Origin of the sequence: Paenibacillus sp. UNC451MF, from assembly GCF_000686845.1 — a bacterium.
In the GTDB taxonomy this organism is placed as follows: Bacteria; Bacillota; Bacilli; order Paenibacillales; family NBRC-103111; genus Paenibacillus_S.
In genome coordinates this window covers 190,928-212,717 of record NZ_JMLS01000014.1, presented here as the reverse complement: position 1 = coordinate 212,717, position 21,790 = coordinate 190,928, and the positions used below count along the sequence as shown (strand labels likewise).

The 21,790-nt window shown below is 46.8% G+C and carries 24 protein-coding genes; 20 read left to right on the top strand and 4 right to left on the bottom strand.

From position 1 onward, the window contains the following. On the top strand, nucleotides 1-75 hold a 75-nt coding region (locus BP97_RS41715; RefSeq protein ID WP_442952371.1), incomplete at its 5' end, for an IS3 family transposase. Between the two features lie 83 nt (nucleotides 76-158). Here the strand turns inward: BP97_RS41715 and BP97_RS0117125 are convergent. Then, nucleotides 159-908 (bottom strand): TetR/AcrR family transcriptional regulator, encoded by a 750-nt coding sequence (locus BP97_RS0117125; RefSeq protein ID WP_231506322.1) that lies wholly within the window; start codon nucleotides 906-908, stop codon nucleotides 159-161. A 184-nt stretch (nucleotides 909-1,092) separates the two neighbouring features. Between BP97_RS0117125 and BP97_RS0117120 the strand changes: the two genes are divergently transcribed. Both BP97_RS0117120 and BP97_RS0117115 read left to right on the top strand, forming a co-directional pair. After that, nucleotides 1,093-1,851 (top strand): SDR family NAD(P)-dependent oxidoreductase, encoded by a 759-nt coding sequence (locus BP97_RS0117120; protein WP_028550184.1) that lies wholly within the window; start codon nucleotides 1,093-1,095, stop codon nucleotides 1,849-1,851. A gap of 210 nt (nucleotides 1,852-2,061) precedes the next feature. After that, the gene (locus BP97_RS0117115; RefSeq protein WP_028550183.1) at nucleotides 2,062-3,381 is read left to right on the top strand and encodes an ABC transporter substrate-binding protein; all 1,320 of its coding nucleotides are present in this window, start codon (nucleotides 2,062-2,064) and stop codon (nucleotides 3,379-3,381) included. A gap of 157 nt (nucleotides 3,382-3,538) precedes the next feature. Here the strand turns inward: BP97_RS0117115 and BP97_RS0117110 are convergent, their stop codons facing one another. Continuing rightward, nucleotides 3,539-5,104, bottom strand: coding sequence for a DUF4127 family protein (locus BP97_RS0117110; protein WP_028550182.1), 1,566 nt, complete (start codon nucleotides 5,102-5,104; stop codon nucleotides 3,539-3,541). Between the two features lie 197 nt (nucleotides 5,105-5,301). On the opposite strand from BP97_RS0117110, the gene BP97_RS0117105 reads away from it, so the two are divergent. Then, a complete protein-coding gene (locus BP97_RS0117105; protein WP_028550181.1) occupies nucleotides 5,302-6,162 on the top strand; it encodes a MurR/RpiR family transcriptional regulator in 861 nt (286 codons plus the stop codon). Nucleotides 6,163-6,258: 96 nt separating this feature from the next. On the opposite strand, the gene BP97_RS36670 is transcribed toward BP97_RS0117105, so the two are convergent. Beyond that, nucleotides 6,259-7,470, bottom strand: a complete 1,212-nt coding sequence (locus tag BP97_RS36670; RefSeq protein WP_036746059.1) for an MFS transporter — start codon at nucleotides 7,468-7,470, stop codon at nucleotides 6,259-6,261. 134 nt (nucleotides 7,471-7,604) lie between these two features. Here BP97_RS36670 and BP97_RS0117095 point away from each other — a divergent pair, with 134 nt between their 5' ends. Then, complete coding sequence (locus tag BP97_RS0117095; protein ID WP_028550180.1) at nucleotides 7,605-8,492, top strand: LysR family transcriptional regulator; 888 nt, start codon at nucleotides 7,605-7,607, stop codon at nucleotides 8,490-8,492. A 66-nt stretch (nucleotides 8,493-8,558) separates the two neighbouring features. On the opposite strand, the gene BP97_RS0117090 is transcribed toward BP97_RS0117095, so the two are convergent. Then, nucleotides 8,559-9,809 (bottom strand): MFS transporter, encoded by a 1,251-nt coding sequence (locus tag BP97_RS0117090; RefSeq protein ID WP_156043244.1) that lies wholly within the window; start codon nucleotides 9,807-9,809, stop codon nucleotides 8,559-8,561. Nucleotides 9,810-10,059: 250 nt separating this feature from the next. Between BP97_RS0117090 and BP97_RS36665 the strand changes: the two genes are divergently transcribed. The 15 genes from BP97_RS36665 (at nucleotide 10,060) to BP97_RS0117015 (ending at nucleotide 21,721) form a co-directional block, all read left to right on the top strand. Beyond that, nucleotides 10,060-10,695 (top strand): GGDEF domain-containing protein, encoded by a 636-nt coding sequence (locus BP97_RS36665; protein WP_051620676.1) that lies wholly within the window; start codon nucleotides 10,060-10,062, stop codon nucleotides 10,693-10,695. A gap of 22 nt (nucleotides 10,696-10,717) precedes the next feature. Beyond that, nucleotides 10,718-11,434 carry a GGDEF domain-containing protein gene (locus BP97_RS36660; protein ID WP_051620675.1) on the top strand — a complete coding sequence of 239 codons (717 nt, stop codon included), beginning with the start codon at nucleotides 10,718-10,720 and terminating at the stop codon, nucleotides 11,432-11,434. 158 nt (nucleotides 11,435-11,592) lie between these two features. After that, on the top strand, nucleotides 11,593-11,901 hold the full coding sequence (locus BP97_RS0117075; protein ID WP_028550178.1) for an ArsR/SmtB family transcription factor: 309 nt from the start codon (nucleotides 11,593-11,595) through the stop codon (nucleotides 11,899-11,901). Between the two features lie 15 nt (nucleotides 11,902-11,916). Next, complete coding sequence (locus BP97_RS0117070; RefSeq protein ID WP_028550177.1) at nucleotides 11,917-13,329, top strand: arsenic transporter; 1,413 nt, start codon at nucleotides 11,917-11,919, stop codon at nucleotides 13,327-13,329. A 37-nt stretch (nucleotides 13,330-13,366) separates the two neighbouring features. Then, on the top strand, nucleotides 13,367-13,792 hold the full coding sequence (gene arsC / locus BP97_RS0117065; protein ID WP_028550176.1) for an arsenate reductase (thioredoxin): 426 nt from the start codon (nucleotides 13,367-13,369) through the stop codon (nucleotides 13,790-13,792). A gap of 15 nt (nucleotides 13,793-13,807) precedes the next feature. Then, nucleotides 13,808-14,272: an ArsI/CadI family heavy metal resistance metalloenzyme gene (locus BP97_RS36655; RefSeq protein WP_051620683.1), complete on the top strand. Its 465-nt coding sequence runs from the start codon at nucleotides 13,808-13,810 to the stop codon at nucleotides 14,270-14,272. A gap of 210 nt (nucleotides 14,273-14,482) precedes the next feature. After that, on the top strand, nucleotides 14,483-14,878 hold the full coding sequence (locus BP97_RS0117055) for a Fur family transcriptional regulator (RefSeq protein WP_028550175.1): 396 nt from the start codon (nucleotides 14,483-14,485) through the stop codon (nucleotides 14,876-14,878). Then, nucleotides 14,857-15,606, top strand: a complete 750-nt coding sequence (locus BP97_RS0117050) for a winged helix-turn-helix transcriptional regulator (protein ID WP_051620674.1) — start codon at nucleotides 14,857-14,859, stop codon at nucleotides 15,604-15,606. Before BP97_RS0117055 ends, BP97_RS0117050 begins: the two co-directional genes overlap by 22 nt. Nucleotides 15,607-15,812: 206 nt before the next feature. Then, the gene (locus BP97_RS0117045; protein WP_028550173.1) at nucleotides 15,813-16,736 is read left to right on the top strand and encodes an NAD(P)/FAD-dependent oxidoreductase; all 924 of its coding nucleotides are present in this window, start codon (nucleotides 15,813-15,815) and stop codon (nucleotides 16,734-16,736) included. A 34-nt stretch (nucleotides 16,737-16,770) separates the two neighbouring features. After that, on the top strand, nucleotides 16,771-17,013 hold the full coding sequence (locus tag BP97_RS0117040) for a glutaredoxin family protein (RefSeq protein WP_028550172.1): 243 nt from the start codon (nucleotides 16,771-16,773) through the stop codon (nucleotides 17,011-17,013). A 76-nt stretch (nucleotides 17,014-17,089) separates the two neighbouring features. Beyond that, nucleotides 17,090-17,653 (top strand): peroxiredoxin, encoded by a 564-nt coding sequence (locus BP97_RS0117035; protein ID WP_028550171.1) that lies wholly within the window; start codon nucleotides 17,090-17,092, stop codon nucleotides 17,651-17,653. A 31-nt stretch (nucleotides 17,654-17,684) separates the two neighbouring features. After that, entirely contained in the window at nucleotides 17,685-17,819 is a 135-nt protein-coding gene (locus BP97_RS41425) for a hypothetical protein (protein WP_269321914.1), read from the top strand. Nucleotides 17,820-18,022: 203 nt separating this feature from the next. Continuing rightward, nucleotides 18,023-18,814, top strand: a complete 792-nt coding sequence (locus tag BP97_RS0117025) for a (2Fe-2S)-binding protein (protein WP_028550170.1) — start codon at nucleotides 18,023-18,025, stop codon at nucleotides 18,812-18,814. 257 nt (nucleotides 18,815-19,071) lie between these two features. Beyond that, a complete protein-coding gene (locus tag BP97_RS0117020; RefSeq protein WP_028550169.1) occupies nucleotides 19,072-20,130 on the top strand; it encodes a M42 family metallopeptidase in 1,059 nt (352 codons plus the stop codon). Between the two features lie 34 nt (nucleotides 20,131-20,164). Next, a complete protein-coding gene (locus BP97_RS0117015; protein ID WP_028550168.1) occupies nucleotides 20,165-21,721 on the top strand; it encodes a glutathione ABC transporter substrate-binding protein in 1,557 nt (518 codons plus the stop codon). Nucleotides 21,722-21,790: the final 69 nt, after the last annotated feature.

Genomic DNA, 21,790 nt, shown 5'->3' with positions numbered 1-21,790 from the left:
TACTATAACTCAATTCGCATTCAAACGAAACTAAATAACCAGTCGCCTATAGATTTTCGGCGACTGGCTGCTTAAAACTTGAAAGGTGCTTTGATCCCTGTCTCACAAACGGGGGTCAGTCCCTAGAGCGGGTACGGTCTATTTGTATTTCAACACATTTAGTTTGATGAAGTATTGTTGGAGCTGCCTGGAGCACGTAAATACTCCAAAAATATTTTTTTCATCAGCAGCAGCTGGGTTTCCGAGTCCATATCGGATTCCAGCATGACGATGTTTTTTTGCAGTGACAGCTTTTGCGCGAAGATGCCGAACGCGTTGGCCATCGTCGATAATGTTTCTTGCGTCGGAATATCTGACCGGATGGAGCCGTCGTGAATTCCTTCTTCGATAATTCGATGGTAGATTGCCGATATCTGATGATATACGGCATTGTATTTATCAATATCCTCGAGAGGCTCGGGCGATTGAGCGGCGTAGCTTTGGAAGGCTTCGAGCAGCTTTGTGCGCTCCTCGCGATTTTCTCTGCTGAAGGAAACGAAATAATCGAAGATACGCTCAAGCTTGCTCAGGCAGCTCTCCTGTCTTTGAGCGATTTCCTCAAACATGGGAGCCTGAGACTCCATAAGACGGGTGGCTACCGCGACGATTAATTTATCTTTTTTAGGAAAATAGCGAAACAAGGTAGCGATGCCTACATTATCTTCCTTGGCAACGTCCTGCATGGTGGCTTTCTCCAAGCCCTTCTTTAGGAATACTCGTTCCGCGGATGCAATGATACTACTGAGGCGCTGCTGCTTACCTTCAAGCCGTTCTTGTTCCCATCTGCTCTTGGGGTCCATTCCTGCATTCAACTCCTCGATCCAGTCATAATTGATAGCCATGCTAACAAAATGACTAATCGTTGTCAACTGAGCCTGCTTTTTCAAGGACTTTTTTGAAATGGACGGATTGAAAAGAAAAATAGATGGTGATATAATGAATATTGTAATGATAGTAACACTATCACATAGATATTATTGCTATCATATCCTAAACATTTTTTCTATGTAAGATCAGAACCAACCCATACTGCTTGAAGGAGATGGATGAATCATGACGAATACGAACCCAATTGCTGTAATTACAGGTGCAGGAAGCGGTATAGGAAGAGCAAGCAGCTTGAAGCTCGCTAAGAACGGTGCCAAAGTCGTATTGGTTGATTACAATAAGGAAGCTGGAGAAGAAACCTTAAAGCTTGTGAAAGAACAAGGCGGCGAAGGAATCTTCGTTCAGGCGAATGTAGCTAAGAGTGAAGATGTACAATATTATGTTAATGAGGCCGTACAAACATACGGACGTATAGATGTGTTTTTTAATAATGCGGGAATCATTCAAAAGTTTTCCAAGCTTGCGGACACCGATGAAGCTGAATTCGACCGGATCATGTCGGTTAACGTCAAAGGGGTCTTCCTTGGAATGAAATATGTGCTGAAGGTCATGGAAAGCCAAGGCAGCGGCACGATCATTAATACAGCATCCACAGCAGGGATACGAAGCGAGCACAGCGCCGGCGCCTATTCGGCAAGCAAGCACGCGGTTATCGGATTGACCAAGGCAGCGGCTTTGGAATATGTGAAGCAAGGGATTCGTGTCAATGCGATTTGCCCAGGAGGCGTCAAAACGGCTCTTACCGATAGCGTTGCTACCACAATGGAGCAAACGGGCTATGTACCGGACGAAGTGTCCATTATGAGAATGGGACGTTTCGCACAACCGGATGAGCTTGCTGCGATGGTCGCATTCCTGGCTTCTCCTGAGTCCAGCTATATGACGGGCTCGGTCGTTGTTGTCGACGGAGGACTTACCTTGTAACGGTTAAAATAATTAAAAGCGCGATCCGCACTTAGGGTGTGGGTCGCGTTTTTTTGTATTTATATCGAAATCCATTCGTTTTCACCTAAAGATATGAATTTTTTGAATAATAATGTGAAGATTAGACATACTCAATTGTTTGGATTTTCCCTAGAATTATTAAGAAAGCGCTTTATTTAACATTTTATATCATGAAAAGGGGCGAATATATTGATAAAGAAGACCGTTGTCTTCGTGGCTTGTGCTGCGATTACGTTATCAGGCTGTAACGGAGGAGGAGCTGGAGATGCCAATAAGGTCAAGGAAGCGGATATCCCCAAAGAAATTACAGAGCCCGTAACTGTGAAGTTTGCAACTGGTAGTGGTAACTTTAATGAAAGTGATTTTAAACTGTATATCCAGGACCCCGTTGCCAAAAAATATCCTAAAATTACTCTGGAATACATTAATACATCGGAAAAAGGCTCCGGGCTTAACGAGCTTGTTGCAGCCGGCAACATCCCGGACATTGTAGTAGGCTACGGATCTACGCTTAAATCGCTTGCCGATCTGCAGCTGCTCTACAATATGGAACCGATCATTAAGCAAAATAATTTTGATTTGAATCGCGTTATACCGGAAATGGTGGATTATGTGAAAGTGAACAGCGGGGAAAATTTTATAGGCGGTTTGCCTGTCTATAACAACGCATTCGGATTATTTTATAACAAAACCTTGTTTGACAAATTCGCTGTTCCTTATCCGAAGGACGGAATGACTTGGGAAGAAATCGGAGACCTTGGTAAAAAGATCACGAGAAATTATGACGGCATTAAATACCGCGGCCTTTATCCCGATAACGTGAACCGGATGATTAATCAGATTACTTTGTATCAGCTGGATAAAAATAATAAGGCAACGATCACGACGGAACCTTGGAAGAAAGCCTTTGAGTTATGGGAGAGCATATACAATTACCCTGGCAACTCGGACGCACCCTATAATACGATGAACTTCGGTGAAAATCAGAAGGCTTTTATTAATGGCGAGCTGGCTATGATTACAGGCTATAGCAGTACGATCAACGCTCTCAAGAGCGCCCCTGATATGAATTGGGATGTTGTCACTTATCCTCAGCATAAGGATGCCATGGGATACAGCACCAATGTCGATACACCGAATATGTCCATTACTTTGCCGAGTAAAAATAAACAAGCCGCTTTCCTTGTCATCCAGACTGCACTATCGGATGAAGTACAGCTGCAGCTTGCCAGAAACGGTAAAATGTCTGTATTGACGAGTGAAGTAGTTAAAAAGGAGTTCGGGAAGGGCATTCCTGAATTCGCGAACAAGACATTGAATTTGAGCAGTATGGCTAAGTTGAAGCCATCCGTCCCGCGGATCTCCAAATATCAAGGCAGTGATACCAATAAGGTGATTCTCGACGCTTATGAAAGTGTCTTGAGAAAGGAGAAGGATGTGAACACTGCACTGCGTGATTCCAACGAACAAATCGACAAAATCGTTGAAGCTAAAATCAAGCAGCAGTAACGTGTGGATGAGGAACCGAAGAAGGGCATGAGAAGCGTCTGCAATGATCAACCCGGCTAACGGATGAAATGAACGATAAAAAGTTAAGGCTACAAAGCAGCGTCAGCCAAGGGCTTTATTCACAGTCCAAGGCTGCCGCTGCGAGCTTTTATGCAATTTATGAATGGGTATCCGGCTCCAGCATAACGTCGAACCCCACCTCGAACATCCGGCTCCATGGTAAATGAACGTTTTCGATTCGGAAACGGTAAGGTGAACCTTCTTGTAGATAGTCTGCGATAAACTGCACTAGCTTCGTTTGTATGCTTTCATACACTTGTGTCTGCACATGCTTCAGCTCGTAATAGCTTGCTCCTAGCTTAGGAAGCACATGGTGAATGACATCCTCACGCACTAACGCCTGATAACCCCAGTCCTCTATTAGACGGAAGTAATAATAAGCCCGACTGCGGGCATAGCGCTCCACTGTATCACTCTTTTGGCCGCGATAATAGGATTCAATTATGGCGTGGGAGACGACCGTCCCCATGGAATTACCTGATGTGTTCCAAGCGGCGTAGGCGGCTATATCATGGAGCAATCCGCCACTGCCGACCAGCTTCATGAACGGATGATCCGATCCATTGCTGACGGCGACGTCGGCCAAAGCGACGGTATGTCCTTCACGAATATAATGCCGAATCGCCTGTACAAATTCTTTGGTATTCGTCTCGGAGAAATAGGATCGATGTCTCTGTCCGTAAGGAGTCCGGCTTTCGTTCATGTCCGATTGTCCGACAGGAGGGGAGTTCGTCATCAATATAAAATCAGTACCGTAGGAATGATCATGCGCTACAGCGCCTGCGGCGGTCAAATGATACTTGATGCTTTCTCCAAGAGGCCGATCTTCATATTTCGGTACGACAAAAGGCCCGTTTACGGAAGAGTAGCGGACGAAGGCTTTGGGGACGTACTTGTTGGCCTCGCAGAACGCTCTGGCAAACAAAGTGCAGCCTATTTCGTCAGCTCCTGGATAAATCATGACGCGATCGTTCACGTCAAGCTCCTCCGCCAGCAGCGATAGCTTTCTTTGTTCAAGCGGACTGAATCCATATTTGGCATTGTCATCCAGCGGGATGATAAGGAAATCGACAACTCCGTCTCGAACGAGCTTTATTGTTTCCGTGTTTACGAAAGCGTTAGTATCCCTGCGGGTCAAGAAATCGTTCAACACCTCAGACGGTATCGCCGACATAACGGCTTCGAGCTGCTCCTGCTCTTCTGGGTCCAACGATCCCTGGTCTGCCTTGTCCTTTAGCCATCCATAGGTGTAAAGCTGCTGACCGTAATCGGCGTAATAATCCGGCTCCTCCTCCGAGCTGGAATAGGCTGGAACCCGCGTGATGAGATTGAATGCGAATATGCGCAAGGTGGGATTGCACTGTTTCACCCTAGCAAGGACGTGGAGACGCTCCTCACATACTGATTGTGGTGTATGGTGCAGTCTGGACGGAACAATCCCTCCATGCACGAGCATGTCTATCGACACGATCAAGTAGTCGGCTCCTTTTGCTGCGCCAATGAGCCATTGGGCGACGGCATCCGTATCAGCCGCTGCCTTCTTGCCTCCTAGCAGGCTCATTGCAGGAAGCTCAAGCACCATATCGGTCATGGAGGCCAAATAAAGCGGATAACGGTAATTACATGGTCTTTCGTCCAATGGCAAATAGACGATTTTTTGCATTCGGTTTCATCCTCCGCGCTTGGATTGATAGAAAAAAACTCCAATTTATTAAGGTGTAGTGGAAAATAACTCCATTTTATCATGGGTCTTTCATTAGGAAAAGCGGAAAAGGTTAAAATATATTGAAAAAAATATCCGTTAAAAATATAATAAACGGAGAAAAATACCTGTTTGAAGTATAGAAGAGGTGCAGACAATTGAAAACTTTGCATGAAGCGGGAAATACACTGCTCTCCATACGGAGTTATCTTAATGCGATGACCAAGACGGAGACGGTAGTTGCCCAATATGTGTTGGAGCATCCCGAGAAGGTTATTTACCAATCGGTGACGGATGTGGCGGAGCAAGCGGATGTAGGTGAGACGACAGTATTGCGGTTTTGCCGCAAGCTGGGCTTCAAGGGCTTTCAAGACTTCAAGCTGCTGCTTGCGCAGGATTTGGTGCAGCCTGTGACCCATACTCATGAAGAGGTAAAGAGCGGCGACGCGCCGTCCGTGCTCGCGCACAAAATCATTGCGACTCACAGTCGCATACTGGAGGAAACGGGGCAGCTGTTGGACGGACATAAGCTGAGTCAGGCGATCGAGCTGATGGCTCTTGCGGAATCGATCCAATTTTACGGTGTCGGCTCCTCAGGGCTGACGGCGCTTCAAGCGGCGCATGCCTTTACGAGAATCGGCAAACGATGCGATGCCAGGCAGGATACGCATTTTCAGGCGATGGCTGCGTCCTTGCTGTCCAGTAACGATGTAGCAGTAGGGATATCAGTTTCGGGAAGCACCAAGGATACAATCGAGAATTTGCGACTGGCCAAGGAAGCTGGCGCCAAGATCCTTTGCATTACGCATAACGCCCGCTCACCGATAACGAAGCTGGCGGATGTTGAGCTATTGATGGCCGCGCGCGAGAACCCGCTGCAAGGCAGCTCTATGGCTGCGAAAATATCGCAGCTCACCGTCATTGATATATTGTATGCCGGTGTGTCGCTGCAGATGGGCGATGCCGCTCGTAAATACCAGGAGCGGACAGCGAAGGCTGTATCGGAGAAGCTGTATTAACGTTTTAACAACTTTATTCGATGGACCGGTGCCAGAGGAAACAAGCTCTTGAGCTTACTTTCGGGAGAATCTCATCTCCGCTGCACGGGATGGAAGCTATTTTTCCATCCCGATGCTGGTTTGGGATGCCGGTTCACTTCTGAGTTGGATAACGAGCAGGACAGTAAGGACAAGAAGCACGCATATGAAAGCAATAACCCCTGACCAGTGGAAGGAAGCAAGGAAGAAGCCGCCGGACCAGCCGATAAGACTAGAGCCTGTGTAATAGAACAGTAAGTATAAGGATGAAGCGTAAGCTTTGCTGGAAGCTGGCGCGATTCTACCGACCCAGCTGCTGGCCACCGTATGCCCTGCAAAAAAGCCGAAAGCGAAAAGAATGAGCCCCGCAATCATGAAGACAAGGCTGCCGTACAGCGTGAGCAGCGCACCGATAAGCGTTAAGGCGATGCCTATACCAATCAGTCCCGCGCGTGAATGCTTGTCGGCCAGCTTTCCGAATAGGAAGGAGCTCCAGGAGCCAATCAGTTGAAAAATAAACAGAAAGCCAATTACCGTCTGGCTTAAATAATAAGGCGACTGAGATAATGGATACCCCAAATAATTAAACAAGGTTACATAAACACCCAGCAGCAGAAAGCCTATTAAATAGAGTATAAGCAGCTTTTTATTAGCTAATCCGTTCTTAAAGCCGTTGATCGCATGCTTAAACGAAATGCCGGCCGGTTGAAAATGCTGTGATTTCGGCAAATACAGCCAGAAGCAGATACTGCACAGAAGACTGAATATGCCCAAAACCAGCAGCGCCACATGCCAGGAGAACAAATCCGTTAAGGCACTGACGAATACCCTGCCTACGAAGCCGCCGATCGCCGTCCCTCCGACATATACTCCCATAACCCGGCCTATGCTGCGAGGAGAGATCTCCTCGTTCAAGTAAGTCATCGCAATCGCCGGAAAGCCTGCCAGGCTGACTCCCTCTAGAAGTCTTAAAGCCAGCAGCAAATGAAAGCTGTTGCTGAATGAGGATATAATGGCGAGCACTGATGTAACGAATAACGAGACGCTCATGACGCCTTTTCTTCCCCATGCATTGGAAAACACAGATACGAACAGCATGCTGACGGCTAACATCATCGTTGAGAAAGAGATGACAAAGCTTGCCGTCGATGGCGAGACGTTGAATTGTTCTGCAAAAGCGCCGATCAACGTTTGTGGACTGTAAAGAATGGCAAATGTGACCAGGCTCCCAAGCAGCATGCTTAATAGTGTGCGCCGATAGGCGCTGCTTCCGATTTCAATGTATGGCATAATGAGCTCCCCTTATTCCACTTGTGACTGAAACTGATGATACTCAAGTCTACTCCTTGCCAGTTGATAACGTCCAATTTATTATTGATATAGAAATGATGCATTTTGGTTATGATAAAATGGAGGCGTTTTCTATGGAATGGCAGCGGCTGGAGTACTTTCGAGTCGTGGCGAAGACCGAGCATTTCACTAAAGCGGCGGAGCAGCTGGCGATTTCGCAGCCTGCCCTAAGCCGTTCGATCACTCATCTGGAGGAGGAGCTTGGGGTAGCTTTGTTCGACAGGATTGGCCGTTCCGTACAGTTGAATCCGTTCGGCAAACGTTTTTTGCAGCGGGTAGACCGCGCTCTCCAGGAAATCCAGGATGGGGTTCAAGAGCTTCATCAAATGCAGGACCCCTACACGGGCTCGGTTTCTCTGGCATTCGTCATGACCTTCGGGCTGAGCATTTTGCCGGAATTATTAAGTAAATTCAATCGAGTATATCCTAACGTGGAGTTTCTGCTCCACCAGAGTCCGACGACGATCATTCACAAGCAGCTGCTTCACAGCGAGGTGGATCTTAGTATTGTTGGGCTGCTCGAAAACCGTAAAGGCATCACTTGGCATAAATTGATTGAAGAGGAGCTGTTCGTGTACGTTCCAGCGAATCATCGTCTGGCCTCCCAAGACGCCATACGTCTCGCAGAGCTGGCTGAGGAGCCGTTTATTACGTTCAAAAGAGGCTACGGGATGCGTACGTTGACAGATCAATTGTGCGGCTTGGCAGGATTTGTTCCCAAGATCAAATTCGAGGGAGACGATGTTGCGACGGTATCCGTGCTTGTCTCGTCTGGGCTTGGCGTCACATTGATTCCTACCTTCACGGGCATTGATTCAAGCAAAATCAAACGCATGCGAGTCACAGAGCCGCTATGCAGGCGCGAAATCGGATTGGCATGGGTCGAAGACAGGACGTTGTCTCCGTCTGCGGAGCTGTTTCGTACTTTTATTATCGAGCAATTTCGTCGGGAGCATCTATAAATGCAAACAGGCTGCAAGGAATTCGCTTTGAATTCCTTGCAGCCTGTTTTGCATTGAAAGACGATCTTACGCGGTTTGAACTTTTTGCTTTCGATGGTGCAGCCCGTAATAAAGCACGACGGTGAAAGCCACGACAATGCCGCCCACCAAATACATGGTGTGGTAATTGGTTTGAGCGGCAATGATGCCAAGAATATAAGAACCGAGCCCGTAGCCGGAATCGAAAAATACGAAGTAGGTTCCTGTCGCCAAGCCACTGCGGTGACTGGGTGCCGATCTAACGGCAAGGGCCTGAAAGCTTGGAAGCAGCGCGCCGAAGCCAAGACCGATAATGCCGCCTGTGAGCAGGAAGATAAAAGCGGTATTCGCTTGGCTCAACCAGATCATACCGACAACAAACAAGATAATGCCCGGATAGACCAGTATGTGCTCGCCTTTGCGGTCAAACAGTTTTCCGGTAAAAGGTCTAGATATCAAAATCATAGCGGCAAACACCATAAAGAAATAGCTTGCTACCTTCTCTAAACCGATCGTTTTTGCATAGACGGAAATGAATGTAGAAATGGCTCCATAAGAGAAAGCCAGCACGCATCCAGCCAATGAAATGGGAATGGCTTTGGGCTCAATGAATTTTTTCCAGTCCCAAGACGATGAAGCTGTTTTGGCTGGAGCCGGCGTTGTAGGAAGCTGAGTTATCATTCCGCAGACCATGGATAAAAGCGCGAGAACGAAGCAGGCGATGAACAAAACGCTGAAGCTGAAATTGTTCATTAGCGTTAATCCAAGGAAAGGACCTATAACCATAGCCAAGCTCATGAAAAGACTGAAATAACCGATTCCTTCTCCCCTGCGGTTAACTGGAATAATATGAATGACGACAGCGGAGGTAGCTGTGGCTGCAATACCGAAGCTGATGCCGTGAATAAATCGCAGCAATAGCAGGATATAAAAATTTGTTACGACTAGATGAAGAATACTGCAGATAGCGAAAAGGATGAGCGAGAAAAGGATGATCTTCTTCTTGTCGAGCTCATCGAGCCATTTACCCGTCAGCGGACGGAATATAACTGCAGCAATAATGAAGACTGTAGTGACTAGACCGATTTGCTGGTTACTGCCATGTAAATTTTCTAGGACGAATGTCGGAAGCGTCACTGCCAAAATATAAAATGTCATGTAAACAAAAAAACTGCTGAAACAGATCGTTATAAAATTGCGGCTCCATAAAGGGGCTTCTTGAGTAGGTTCTGGTTTATGCATAGAGATGATCGCTTCTTTCTTATGTTTATTGTGTCTGATGTCGGGTAGGTTATTCATCAGCCTAAAAGCTATACAAAGCAAGAAAAAAGTAATTTCACGGGGGATGTGAAATTACTTCATAGAAGTAGTCGGCTTCATTAATAGTTGCTATAACAATTATAAGTATGTCAATGAAATTTGTCAATAATGGGGTGGACATCATGAATTTGCGAATGGCTTATAAAGACTTGATTCACATTTCCATATTTTACATGTATATATCTATATATAATATTATATATATAATTTTTTATAGGGATGTGGGTATATGAAGAGCAGGCAGGATGTAATGACCGGATTAAGCAATCGTGAAGCACTGGAGCTTCAATTAAAGCAGACGACCAAAGAATGCGAGGGTGTTGCACTAGCGCTTATTGATGTAGATCATTTCATGGAGATCAATACTCTGTTCGGTCATGACATTGGAGATCATGTATTGAAAACAATCGCTGATATTTTAAAGGAAGAGACGTCGGAAACCGTGGTATTCCGGGTATCGGGGGATGAATTCGCGGTGATGCTGGCGGATTACAGCCTGGAGCAGGGCTTTTTGAAGATGGAATCGGTGCGTGCTGCTGTACAAGCCTCCAGAGACCGGTTCCATCTCCCCTCGGTTGATGAGGCTCCGGACATCAGCGTCACGGTAGGAATTGCCCAGTACCCACGGGATGCCAAGGATGAAAATGCTTTAATGCGTGCTGCGAATGCGGCTTTGATGTCGGCGAAGGAAGCCGGAAGGAACCAGGTTTCTCTGCCGCCAAATGAAGAAATGGTCATGAAGACCTGTTATTATCCTGCAACAATGGTTCGTCAGCTGAAGACCTTAGCGGAGAAGCTGAAGAAGAAAGAATCCATATTGTTCCGTGAAGCCTTGACGGACTTGATCCGAAAGTACGACCGCTAAACCTTGTTGTAGGATGTGTTGTATGCCAAAGAAAACCCTTGTAGTACTCGGCGCGGCGGCTAATTCCGCCATATGGATTATTGCTTTTTATTTGCAAAAGCAGGGGATATACGGGATAGGAGCCGCTCTGCTGCTCATGTTTAGCACAAGTGCTCTCCTAACGCTTATGTGCGTTCGCTGGTATGAGCTCAGTATCATCGATGATGGCACGGGCTTGTATAATCGGCGATTCTTGTTTCGCAAGCTTGAACACAGCTTCAGCACGGCACAACGAACCAAAGACAAGCTTACGCTTGCGGTCATTGATATTGATGACTTTCGCGGCTTTAACACGAAATACGGTCATCTGATCGGCGATCAGGTGCTGCATGAGGTTGCCGCTTGTCTACAAAGCTCGGTACGAAAATCGGATACCATCGGCCGCTGGGGCGGAGAAGAATTTGCCCTTATGCTGCCAGGACTTGATGCGGTGGAGGGTGAAGAGGTTGCTGAGCGTATTCGCTCTCGAGTAGAGAAGCGGTATGTTCAAGCAGGAGAATACGGTGATTTGGCTGTCACTGTGAGTATAGGTCTGGCGGTTTTCGAGGGTGATTATCGTACACTGCGTGACTTCATTAATGATGCTGATCATGCGATGTATAACGCAAAGCAGCATAAAAACACGGTTTGTGCTGCTCGCAAGGAGTGTTTCAGCACACCTGGTCCGAATGCTGGAAGGGTCTATAAGACCGCGCAGTAATTCGTTTATTATATGATGTTGAACAAATAAAAGGTTGAGCGGGGACGGAGTCCTGTTCGGCCTTTTTTGCTGTAAAAATTTTATATAAGTAATTGATTATATAAGTGAATGATTATATAATGATTTCAACGATTACATCTGAGAAGGAGAACGCCCAAATGGATCAGATTCAAGAAATATCAGAAACGCTCAAGCTTTTGAGTGATAAAACCCGGTTGACGATTGTAGCTCTTATTAAGGATCAGGAGCTTTGTGTCTGCGAAATCGTTGATTTTATTGGGATCTCCCAGCCCGGGATCAGTCAGCATTTACGTAAATTAAAGGATGGAGGCATTGTCAACGAAAACAGGAAGGGACAGTGGATTTATTATTCCTTGAAAGCAGAGCTCCCACCATATATTAGAGTCTTAATAGAGCACCTTCCGTCGCTTCAAGATCAACACACTAAGAATAACTGCTGCGAGTAGGATGGGGAGCTTATCATGGTCATCCTTGCGATTATTATTTTTGCATTGACTTTGACGTTGGTCATTTGGCAGCCTGGGGGATTGAATATCGGCTGGTCTGCAGCCGGAGGAGCCGTATTGGCCTTGCTTTGCGGCATCGTTAGCTTTGCGGATGTGGGTACGGTTGCCGGCATAGTGTGGAATGCTACCCTAGCTTTTGTAGCGATAATTTTTATTTCCCTCGTGCTAGATGAGATCGGATTTTTTGAGTGGGCAGCGCTGCATATGGCACGAAGAGCGCGAGGCAATGGAACGCTCATGTTTGTTTATCTGATTTTGCTTGGAGCGGCAGTTGCCGCGTTGTTTGCCAATGATGGAGCCGCACTGATTATAACTCCGATCGTTCTGGCCATGGTCAGAGCGTTAAAGTTTGATGAGCACAAGGTGCTTCCTTTTATTATGGCTAGCGGTTTTATTGCGGATACGGCCTCGCTTCCCCTTGTCGTTAGCAATCTGGTTAATATCGTGTCAGCAGATTATTTTGACATCGGATTTGTGGAATACGCCAGCCGTATGCTGATTCCCAACTTTTTCTCGATTCTGGCTAGCTTGTTGGTGCTGTATTTGTATTTTCGCAAAAGCATTCCTTCATCGTATCCCACTTCTCATTTGAAAAAGCCGGCTGATGCGATTAAAGACAAAGGTTTGTTTAAATTGTCCTGGATAATTCTTGCTGTCTTGCTGGTAGCTTATTTCTTTAGCGAGCTTTTTGCTGTTCCGGTGTCAATGATTGCAGGGGCTGCTGCTATTATGCTCTTAATCGCCGCCCGCAAAAGCCCGGTCATTCATACGAAGAAGCTGCTTAAGGAGGCCCCATGGGCTGTTGTTATTTTCTCTATTGGCATGTATGTGGTTGTTTATGGGCTGCGCAACGTCGGTCTGACGGATGGACTAGGTGGCGTTATCCAGTGGATAGCTAATCAGGGGCTGTTCGCGGCTACATTGGGTACTGGTTTTATAGCGGCTATCTTATCCTCCATCATGAATAACATGCCGACTGTAATGATCGATGCCTTGGCTATTCAAGGAACAGGGACACAAGGCGTTCTGCGCGAGGCCCTTATCTATGCGAACATAATCGGATCTGACCTTGGTCCCAAAATTACACCGATCGGATCTTTGGCTACGCTGCTCTGGCTGCACGTCTTATCCCGTAAGGGGGTTCAAATTAGTTGGGGCTATTATTTTAAAATCGGTATGATCCTGACGGTTCCAACGCTTTTTATTACGCTTGCAGCCCTTTATATATGGCTTTATTGGATTCAGGTCGGCAATCCGAATGTTTGGTTATGGATTGCAGGGATAGCGATAGTTACGGCCATGATCGTTGGTCTAATCCGATTGCTTGTGGGTCACAAAGCGTCAAGTAGAGATGAGCAAAGGGCTTAGGAGCAGAGCTTTTAATATTTAAAAGGAGGAATTCATTATGGAGAGCAAGCCTTTCGTATATTTTTTATGCACTGGAAATTCATGTAGAAGCCAAATCGCAGACGGTTTGTTACATGCACTCGCAGGAGATAAGTACGAGGTGAAAAGCGCAGGTCTGGAAGCGCACGGATTGAACCCGAGAGCGATGAAGGTCATGAGTGAGATAGGTATTGATATTAGCGGTAATACGTCCAATGTGATTGACCCTGAGTTGTTGAGCCGCGCGAATTATGTGATTACACTCTGCGGGCATGCGGATGAGCATTGTCCCGTCATCTCCAATCGAAGCGTTGTGAAGTGGCACTGGGGATTCGAGGATCCGGCTCAAGCGCAGGGAATGGAAGAAGAAATTATGGCGAAATTCCGTGAGGTTCGTGATGCTATTCGATGGAGAATCGAAAAATTTGTGAATGAGGGCAAATAAGGAGGAGAATCTATGATTAAACGGATGCATGTAGCTTTAAATTGTAGCGATTTAACAAAGTCATTGGAGTTTTATCGTGCTTTTTTTGGAACGGAGCCAACCAAGGTTAAGAATAATTACGCCAAGTTTGAGCTGGATGACCCTGCACTACATTTTTCCTTAAATATAAGGCCTTTTGCAAAGGAAGGGGTACTAAATCACCTTGGCTTTCAGGTGAACGACACAAGTGAGGTGCTGGCGATAGGAGAGCGCTTGCGTCAGTCGGGGCTTCTACTTATTGATGAAATGAATACGACCTGCTGCTATGCCGTTCAGGATAAAGTTTGGATATATGATCCGGATGGGAATGCGTGGGAGATTTTTTATACGAAAGAGGATTCGGAGTTCGAATCTGCAGGAGAAGCTAGGGATCTTTCGCTATGCTGTACAACGCCTTCGGAACCTGTGAACATTGAATTTATCTCTTGGAATAAAAAATAGCACTACTTAATGGAACAACATACTTAGATTAGAGATGTAGTATAAAAAATGGAGCAGTCCTGACGAATGTCAGATAGCTCAATGGGGCAGGCTGCTTTAAGGCACTGCTTTTTTGTTTATTTCTGGTCCGGTAGTTCTTATATATTGACTTAGACTAAGTTTAATATTAGAATTAATCTAAATATAATACGAGTACCGGAGGAAATGATCATGAGCAGAAAAGGACAGCTGACACCCCAGCGAAAAGCGATCTATGAAATAGTAATGGAGAGCACAGATCATCCAACCGCTGCTGAAATTATCGACCGATTGAATAAACGAGGACACCAATTCGCCTATGCGACAACATATAATTCCTTGCGATATTTGACCGAGGAAGGCCTAATTCGAGAATTGAAGCTGGAAGGCGATGCAAGCCGTTACGATTCCCGCACGGAGGATCATCAGCACATCGTTTGTCGTGTATGCGGTAAGGTTGATGAAGTGTTCACGCATGTGCCGGCCGAGTGGCAGCGTTCGGTTGCGGAAGAGACCGGTTACGTTGTGGAGGAAGAACATATTTTGCTCAAAGGAGTGTGCCCTTCATGCAGCAGCAAAGAGAAGTGAACGAGTGGCCAGCCGTAGCGATACAAGATTCTGCAGCTGGGCAGCCGATAGGAGCCTTTTGCTCCACTACGCATACCATCGTAATCATCAGCCCGTTTCCGCATGCATTGCATGAGTTGGTTCGCGAACTGACGGCGAAGTGCTACGATGTTCTGGTGTTCCACCATTTGGAAGAGCAGGCGCTTACGGCTCTGCCGATCGATCTGCTCATTGTTGATGCGACATATGAAGCGATACAACCGAAGGCCCGTCCTCATTTGCTGGCTGCACCAGCCATCTTGCTCGTAAAAGGTACGGAGAGACTGATGGAGTCGACCTTGTCATCTTATGATGATGCCTTGATCTGGTCTGCGGCTGGAGCAGAGTCGATTCTTGATCGGATTCAATCCATGCTGCTTGGCGGAGGCAGGACTCCTGACGAACGGGTGGATCAAGTGCAGCGCAAGGAATTGATGGTCGATTATAAACGAATGGCGGCCTATCTTGGTTCTGTTCGCATCGATTTGACCAAAACCGAATTTGATCTGTTGAGAGCTTTGCTGGAGACAGATGGCGCGGTGCTTTCCAGGCAGGAGCTGATGGACCGCGTCTGGGGAGATCAATATTTCGGCGGCAGCAACACGGTGGACGTTCATGTAAAAAGCTTAAGGCAAAAGCTTAAGGACAATCCGAAGGCCCCGACCTATATTGAAACCGTTCGTGGGGTTGGGTATCGCTTGGCTGATTAATAGGTTATATAGAATAGAAGGGTGGGTTTGGCGACGTTGTCGCTGAATCCACCTTTCCATGTCTAGGAGGCAGCTTCATGAAATCTTCATGATAGCTTAATCAAACCTTCATGATGGACTGGGCCAACCATGTTATGATTCATTTATCAACAAATTAGATTTAGTTTAAGTTCAAATATAGAAATGAATTTGTAAGGAGTGATTGTATGTACGATGTCATCATTATCGGTGGCGGACCTGCCGGCGCATCGGCAGCTCTCTACACGGCAAGGGGACACTTGTCCACGTTGGTTCTGGATAAAGCGCCTAGCACAGGTGCTTTGGCTCTGACGCACAAAATCGCCAACTACCCGGGGGTTGCTGAAGAGCTTACCGGCAAGGAGCTGTTGGATCGTATTCGCGACCAAGCTCGAAGCTTCGGAGCAGAGTTTAAACAGACGACCATTACCGCGGTTGACTTGGAAGGCGAATTGAAGTATGTGTTTACGGCAGACGGTATGTTCGAAGCTAAGGCTGTTATCGTGGCGACGGGCTCCAAAGGCCGCAACCGGATGCTTCCTGGTGAGGAAAAGCTGCTAGGACGCGGCGTAAGTACCTGCGCTACTTGCGATGGGGCCTTCTACGAGGGCAAGGAAATCGCCGTGATCGGCGATTCGGAGGAAGCGCTGGATGAATTGCTGGCGCTGAATAAAATAGCCTCCAAGGTACACTTTGTTGTGCCGCGCAATGAGCTTCAAGGGGCGGAGACGCTCCCGCAGTTGGACAATACCGAGGTGTATCTTCGAACAAGACCGCTGGAAATTATCGGTGATCAGAACGTAGAAGGGCTTCGGGTGAAATCCCCTGCCGGTGAGGAGCAGCTTCTTGCAGTCGATGGTGTCTTCGTGTTCCTATCAGGCAGTAAACCGGGAACCGACTTCCTGCAAGATCAGGTTCCGCTAGACGAGAACGGCTTCATGGTGCTGGATGAATATATGCAGTCGCCTGTAGCCGGTGTATTCGGAGCCGGTGAAGTTCGTCGCTCCCCGGTTAAGCAAGCGGTAGTCGCCGCTGCAGACGGAGCTATCGCCGCGATGGCGGTCGACAAGTTCATCCATCGCAGAGAACAGCTGATTCCGCAGTACAAATAAAAATTTACTTATACAATCCAAGGAGGAATAGTCCATGTCTACAACAACAACCCCAGTTATCGTTTATTCCAGCACAACCTGCACCTATTGCAGCCAACTGAAGAAATATTTAACGGAGCAAAATATCGCGTTTGAGGAACGCAACATCGATTTAAATGATGCTTTCCGTGACGAGTTGGAAGAGATGGGGATGAGCTCTATTCCCGTAACGGTAATCGGTGAAACAAGGATCCTCGGTCTGAATCCGACCCGTATTAAAAAAGCTTTGGCTCAATAAACAAGTAGGACCCATTAGGCTTCTAAAATTTATAAATATAAAAACCAAAATAAAAACCCATTAGGAGGAAATTACTATGACAACAACAACAACAGCAGCAGAAACGGTAAAAATCGGACTGAAAGCACCCACGTTCAATCTCCCTTCGACTATTAATCTGGAGACACTGGAGGAGAACGTGTCATTGGAAAACTATCGTGGCCGCTGGGTCATGGTCTTCTTTTGGCCATTTGACTTCACCTATGTGTGCCCGACGGAAATTATCGCCTTCAGCGATCACTACGACAAGTTCCAGGAGCTGGATTGCGATGTAATAGGTATATCGGTAGATAGCATCTATACGCACAGAGCTTGGATTAATACTCCGCGTGATCAGCAAGGAATCGGACCGATCAGCTACCCGATGGCTTCGGATTTTAAGAAGGAGACAGCGAAAGCTTACGGTATCCTAGATGACGCTACAGGCGCTGCTCATCGCGGCTTGTTCATCATCGATCCTGAAGGTGTCCTTCGCTACCAAGTCGTTACCGACATGAACGTCGGCAGAAGCGTCGATGAAACGCTTCGCATTCTTGAAGCGCTGCAGTCCGGCGGCATGTGCCCGGCCAACTGGAAAAAAGGTGAAAAAACGCTCGGCTAAGAGGAGCGGAAAGCAGCTCTAGATAGATTGAATGGACAAGATGGCTCGCGAAAGCGGGCCATCTTTTTTGCGGTTAACGCTGAAAAACAGCGTTAAAGCAGCAGCTTGGCTGCTTCTGCTGACACCCATTCTAAGCGGAGATAATGTAACGTTCATGTTGAAATAGAAAGTGTGTAATAGTTAACCATAACTTGCGTTGACTAGCATAATCGTTTCATGTATTTTTATGGAAGAGCATGAATTCCGCATAAATTGACATGTTTACTGAACATAGTTATTATGTAAATGAGAATCATTTTCATTTAATTACCTATCATTTGTCATCAAATTTCTTGTCAGGTGTTCATATAGGAAGGGGCCTCGGAGTTAGTGGATACAGCGTATTATGAAAATCAGTTTTTTGTGGTCTTGGAGGATCAGCCTGGTACGCTGTTCGGCGCATCACTTTCCTGCCTTGTCGGAAGACAAGGGGCGGAAGCGTTCATCCATACTTATGCCCCGCTGCTTAAGGCGTTGGAGCCCGATGTGGCGGCAACGTATTTTGCGAGTTGGTTTGGTGCGGTATGTACCGCCTTCCAATATTCTCTGTGGCATGATTCGTTCATACCGGACCTTTCCTTAGAAAATATGGAGGTGCAGATTCACGATAACGGCCGCAGAATCGCATTGGCTTTCCGGATTAAGGAGTGGCGGGGAGAGCAGCTCTCCTGGCTGAACCGAAGCGATCGGGTTAAAGAAGAGATGACGTTATTTTACGGACGGCAGGTCAGGCCTTTGCTTGAGGGCATCGCCGCGGTCATTCCCATCCATGCTGGACTTCTTTGGTCCACAATGATTACCCGAATGCACTATGCAAAGGATCGATGGTTGAAAGAAGCACAATCGGAAGCAGAGCTCAGCTGCCTGAAGCATGATATGGACATGCTCTTTTATGATCTGGAGCCTCACGTATTCGGGCGTTCCCGCAATCCGTTCAATATGCAATTTCGAATGATGGAGAATCCTAAAGTGCCCGGCGAGCAAATGCGTATCAAACCGGTATGCTGTCTGGCATACAAAACGGATACAGACCATGGCTACTGCTATACATGCCCGCGGCTGACAGAGCCTGAGCGGGAGGAAAAGGTTCGAAGGATTAAAATGGAAGCAGGCAATCACTAAGTGATAACAAAGAACTAGGAAGCTCTTTCTCTGAGGAGAAAGGGCTTTTTTGACATTCTTCCAACTCGGGAATTCTCCGATGTTCTCCAACCTACAAAAGGCAAATATTTGATCGATGGTAAATTAATGGATATACAGTGAACAATTTGTTAACAAAAGAATTACTTACTTGACAAATAGGATTTAGAGGAATAAATTTCATAAGAGTGGTTATCCGAACATTGATTTGTGCAAGACACGGAAAGAGAGGAAAACCTATGGAAAAAACCTTAAATGACCTATGTTCTCTAACTGGACCGTCCGGTTTTGAGCATGAGGTCGCTCGTTATATTGTCGGCAAAATTAAAGATAAAGCAGATGAATTTCGGGTCGACGGGCTTGGAAATGTCATCGCTATCCGCAAAGGAAGCTTCCCTGGACCTAAGCTGATCGTCTCGGCTCACATGGATGAAGTGGGATTTATTGTTAAAAAAATTCAGTCCAACGGACTCATTCGCTTCGAAAAGCTCGGAGGACATGACGACCGTATTTTGCTTGCGCAAAAAGTCCGCATCGCTACGGAAAAAGGACCGGTACTGGGAGTTATCGGCACCATCTCCGCTCATATGGCGAAATACGACGATATACAAAAAGTACGTAAGCATTCTGAACTTTACATAGATGCAGGAGTCAGTAGCCGAGAGGAAGCACTGGAGCTCGGCATTCGAGTCGGAGATCCGATCGTTTGGGCGACCGAAGTAGAGCGCATCGGCACTAGCCGTCTTGTCGGCAAAGCATTCGATGATCGCGCAGGCTGCGCCGTACTATTGAAGGCATTCGAAGAGATCGATTTCTCGCAGGTGCACGGTGAAGTCTGCTTCGTCTTTTCCGTTCAGGAAGAGGTGGGGCTACGCGGTGCTACCACAGCAGGCCGCCAGTTTGAAGCAGATGTCGCTTTGGCTGTCGATACGACGGCTGTCAGCGATACCCCGGAGGCGATGATGGATCAAACGCTGGCGCTGGGTCAAGGCGTTGGTATCAAGGTGATGGACTTTAGTCTGATTGCCAGTCTCGCTGTTCGCAAGAAGCTGGTCCGTTTGGCGGAACAAAATGGAATTACCCATCAGCTCGAGGTATTTCCGGGGATTGGTACGGATGGAGGCGCACTTAGTACATCCGGTGCGGGCGTGCCGACAGGCGTTCTTTCCATTCCTTCTCGCTATGCGCATTCAGCAGTCGAGCTTATCGACTTGAATGATCTGGAGCATACAAATGAGCTGCTCAAAGCATTCATACTGGATCTTCGGGATCCGCAGGAGTTCGGTTTTATTTCTTAAATGATATAGATTGACTAACTGGGGGGAACTAGAAATGAAGAAGTGGTTTGGCATCACCTCGCTCATCCTGGCTGCGAGCTTGACGCTTTCAGCATGCGGAGGGGCAGCGCAAACGAACAGTGCAGGGAAACCGCAGGACAATGCGGCATCCGGCAAGCCCAAAACATTAACTGTGGCACAAGCGGCTGACGCAGTTACGCTTGACCCGCACAAAACGAATGATTCGGCTTCTGCCAATCCGATGCAGCAAATTTACAACACATTGATCGACTTGTCTCAGGACATGAAGCTGAAGCCTTCCTTGGCGACGGAATGGAAGCAAGTTGACGATCTAACCTGGGAATTTAAGCTTCGCAAGGGTGTTAAATTCCACAATGGCGAAGAACTGAAGGCTTCCGACGTTAAATTTACATACGATCGCTTGCTAGATCCGAAAACAGCGGCTGCTCCGGCATTTTTGCTGGCTTCGGTAAAAGAAGTGAAGGTCATTGATGATTATACGGTGCAAATTGTTACTAAAGAGAAGTTTTCTCCGATTTTGTACAATTTGACGCATGTCGGCATGTCCATTTTGAATGAGAAAGCCGTGAAGGAAGCCGGAGACGATTACGGTAAAAAGCCGGTTGGTACCGGACCGTTCAAATTCGTCAAATGGGACAAGTCCTCCCAAATCGTATTTGAAAAAAATAACGATTATTTCGAAGGACCGGCAAAGGTCGATAACGTAACGTTCCGCATCATTCCGGAAGCAGCTACTTCCGTAGCTGAGCTTCGCACGGGCGGAGTCGATGTCGTGCTGGATCTGCCTCCTGCACAGGTTAAAAATTTCGATAACAACAACACGGTCACTGTTGATAAAGGTTCGAGCTTTGCCCTTAAATACTTGGGCTTTGACGAGCGTCAAAAGCCGTTCGATAATGTGAAAGTACGTCAAGCCGTCAACTATGCCATCAATAAAGATGCTGTTGTTAAAGGGGCTTACCAAGGATTCTCTTCGGTGGCGACTGGCCCTCTTGCAGCAGGACTTAACGGCTTTAACAAAGATTTGAAGGCTTATGAGTATAATCCGGAAAAAGCGAAGCAATTGCTGGCTGAAGCCGGTTATCCGCAAGGCTTTGAAACGACTTTATACTTGAGTGATAAAGAAATCGATAGCAAAATTGCAACGATTCTTCAATCGCAGTTGAAAGAAGTAGGCATCAATGTGAAGCTTCAAGTAACTGAATGGGGAGCTTATTTGCAGCAAACGGCCAAAGGCTTGCCTATGTTCATCATGAGCTGGACTACAGTTACAGGTGACGCTGATAACGGTATGTACGGACTGTTCCATTCCAAAAACCATGGTGCATCCGGTAACCGCACTTTCTACACGAACCCTGAAGTAGATAAAATGCTTGATTTGGGACGTACGGAAGGCGACCAAGCAAAACGGGTTAAAGCTTATGAACAAGCGCAAAAGCTCATCTATGATGATGCGGTATGGGGCTTCTTGACAGCAGCTCAAAGTATCGTTGGTTTGAACAAACGCGTACACGGCTTTGTAAATATGCCTACGCAAAACTACAAAATGTACTCAGTTAGCGTAGACTAAGCTATCGACAACATTACTGTGGGGGAAACCCCACAGTATTCTCTTTTCCCATTTGTTTTTGTCGTTAAG

What these genes read in the sequence shown, in the direction of transcription:
- BP97_RS0117120 (WP_028550184.1), top strand. Translation starts at nt 1,093, where the DNA reads ATGACGAATACGAACCCAATTGCTGTAATTACAGGTGCAGGAAGCGGT.
- BP97_RS0117110 (WP_028550182.1), bottom strand. Translation starts at nt 5,104, where the DNA reads ATGCAAAAAATCGTCTATTTGCCATTGGACGAAAGACCATGTAATTAC.
- BP97_RS36670 (WP_036746059.1), bottom strand. Translation starts at nt 7,470, where the DNA reads ATGCCATACATTGAAATCGGAAGCAGCGCCTATCGGCGCACACTATTA.
- BP97_RS0117095 (WP_028550180.1), top strand. Translation starts at nt 7,605, where the DNA reads ATGGAATGGCAGCGGCTGGAGTACTTTCGAGTCGTGGCGAAGACCGAG.
- BP97_RS0117090 (WP_156043244.1), bottom strand. Translation starts at nt 9,809, where the DNA reads ATGAATAACCTACCCGACATCAGACACAATAAACATAAGAAAGAAGCG.
- BP97_RS36665 (WP_051620676.1), top strand. Translation starts at nt 10,060, where the DNA reads ATGAAGAGCAGGCAGGATGTAATGACCGGATTAAGCAATCGTGAAGCA.
- BP97_RS36660 (WP_051620675.1), top strand. Translation starts at nt 10,718, where the DNA reads ATGCCAAAGAAAACCCTTGTAGTACTCGGCGCGGCGGCTAATTCCGCC.
- BP97_RS0117075 (WP_028550178.1), top strand. Translation starts at nt 11,593, where the DNA reads ATGGATCAGATTCAAGAAATATCAGAAACGCTCAAGCTTTTGAGTGAT.
- BP97_RS0117070 (WP_028550177.1), top strand. Translation starts at nt 11,917, where the DNA reads ATGGTCATCCTTGCGATTATTATTTTTGCATTGACTTTGACGTTGGTC.
- arsC (WP_028550176.1), top strand. Translation starts at nt 13,367, where the DNA reads ATGGAGAGCAAGCCTTTCGTATATTTTTTATGCACTGGAAATTCATGT.
- BP97_RS0117055 (WP_028550175.1), top strand. Translation starts at nt 14,483, where the DNA reads ATGAGCAGAAAAGGACAGCTGACACCCCAGCGAAAAGCGATCTATGAA.
- BP97_RS0117050 (WP_051620674.1), top strand. Translation starts at nt 14,857, where the DNA reads ATGCAGCAGCAAAGAGAAGTGAACGAGTGGCCAGCCGTAGCGATACAA.
- BP97_RS0117045 (WP_028550173.1), top strand. Translation starts at nt 15,813, where the DNA reads ATGTACGATGTCATCATTATCGGTGGCGGACCTGCCGGCGCATCGGCA.
- BP97_RS0117040 (WP_028550172.1), top strand. Translation starts at nt 16,771, where the DNA reads ATGTCTACAACAACAACCCCAGTTATCGTTTATTCCAGCACAACCTGC.
- BP97_RS0117035 (WP_028550171.1), top strand. Translation starts at nt 17,090, where the DNA reads ATGACAACAACAACAACAGCAGCAGAAACGGTAAAAATCGGACTGAAA.
- BP97_RS41425 (WP_269321914.1), top strand. Translation starts at nt 17,685, where the DNA reads ATGGACAAGATGGCTCGCGAAAGCGGGCCATCTTTTTTGCGGTTAACG.
- BP97_RS0117020 (WP_028550169.1), top strand. Translation starts at nt 19,072, where the DNA reads ATGGAAAAAACCTTAAATGACCTATGTTCTCTAACTGGACCGTCCGGT.
- BP97_RS0117015 (WP_028550168.1), top strand. Translation starts at nt 20,165, where the DNA reads ATGAAGAAGTGGTTTGGCATCACCTCGCTCATCCTGGCTGCGAGCTTG.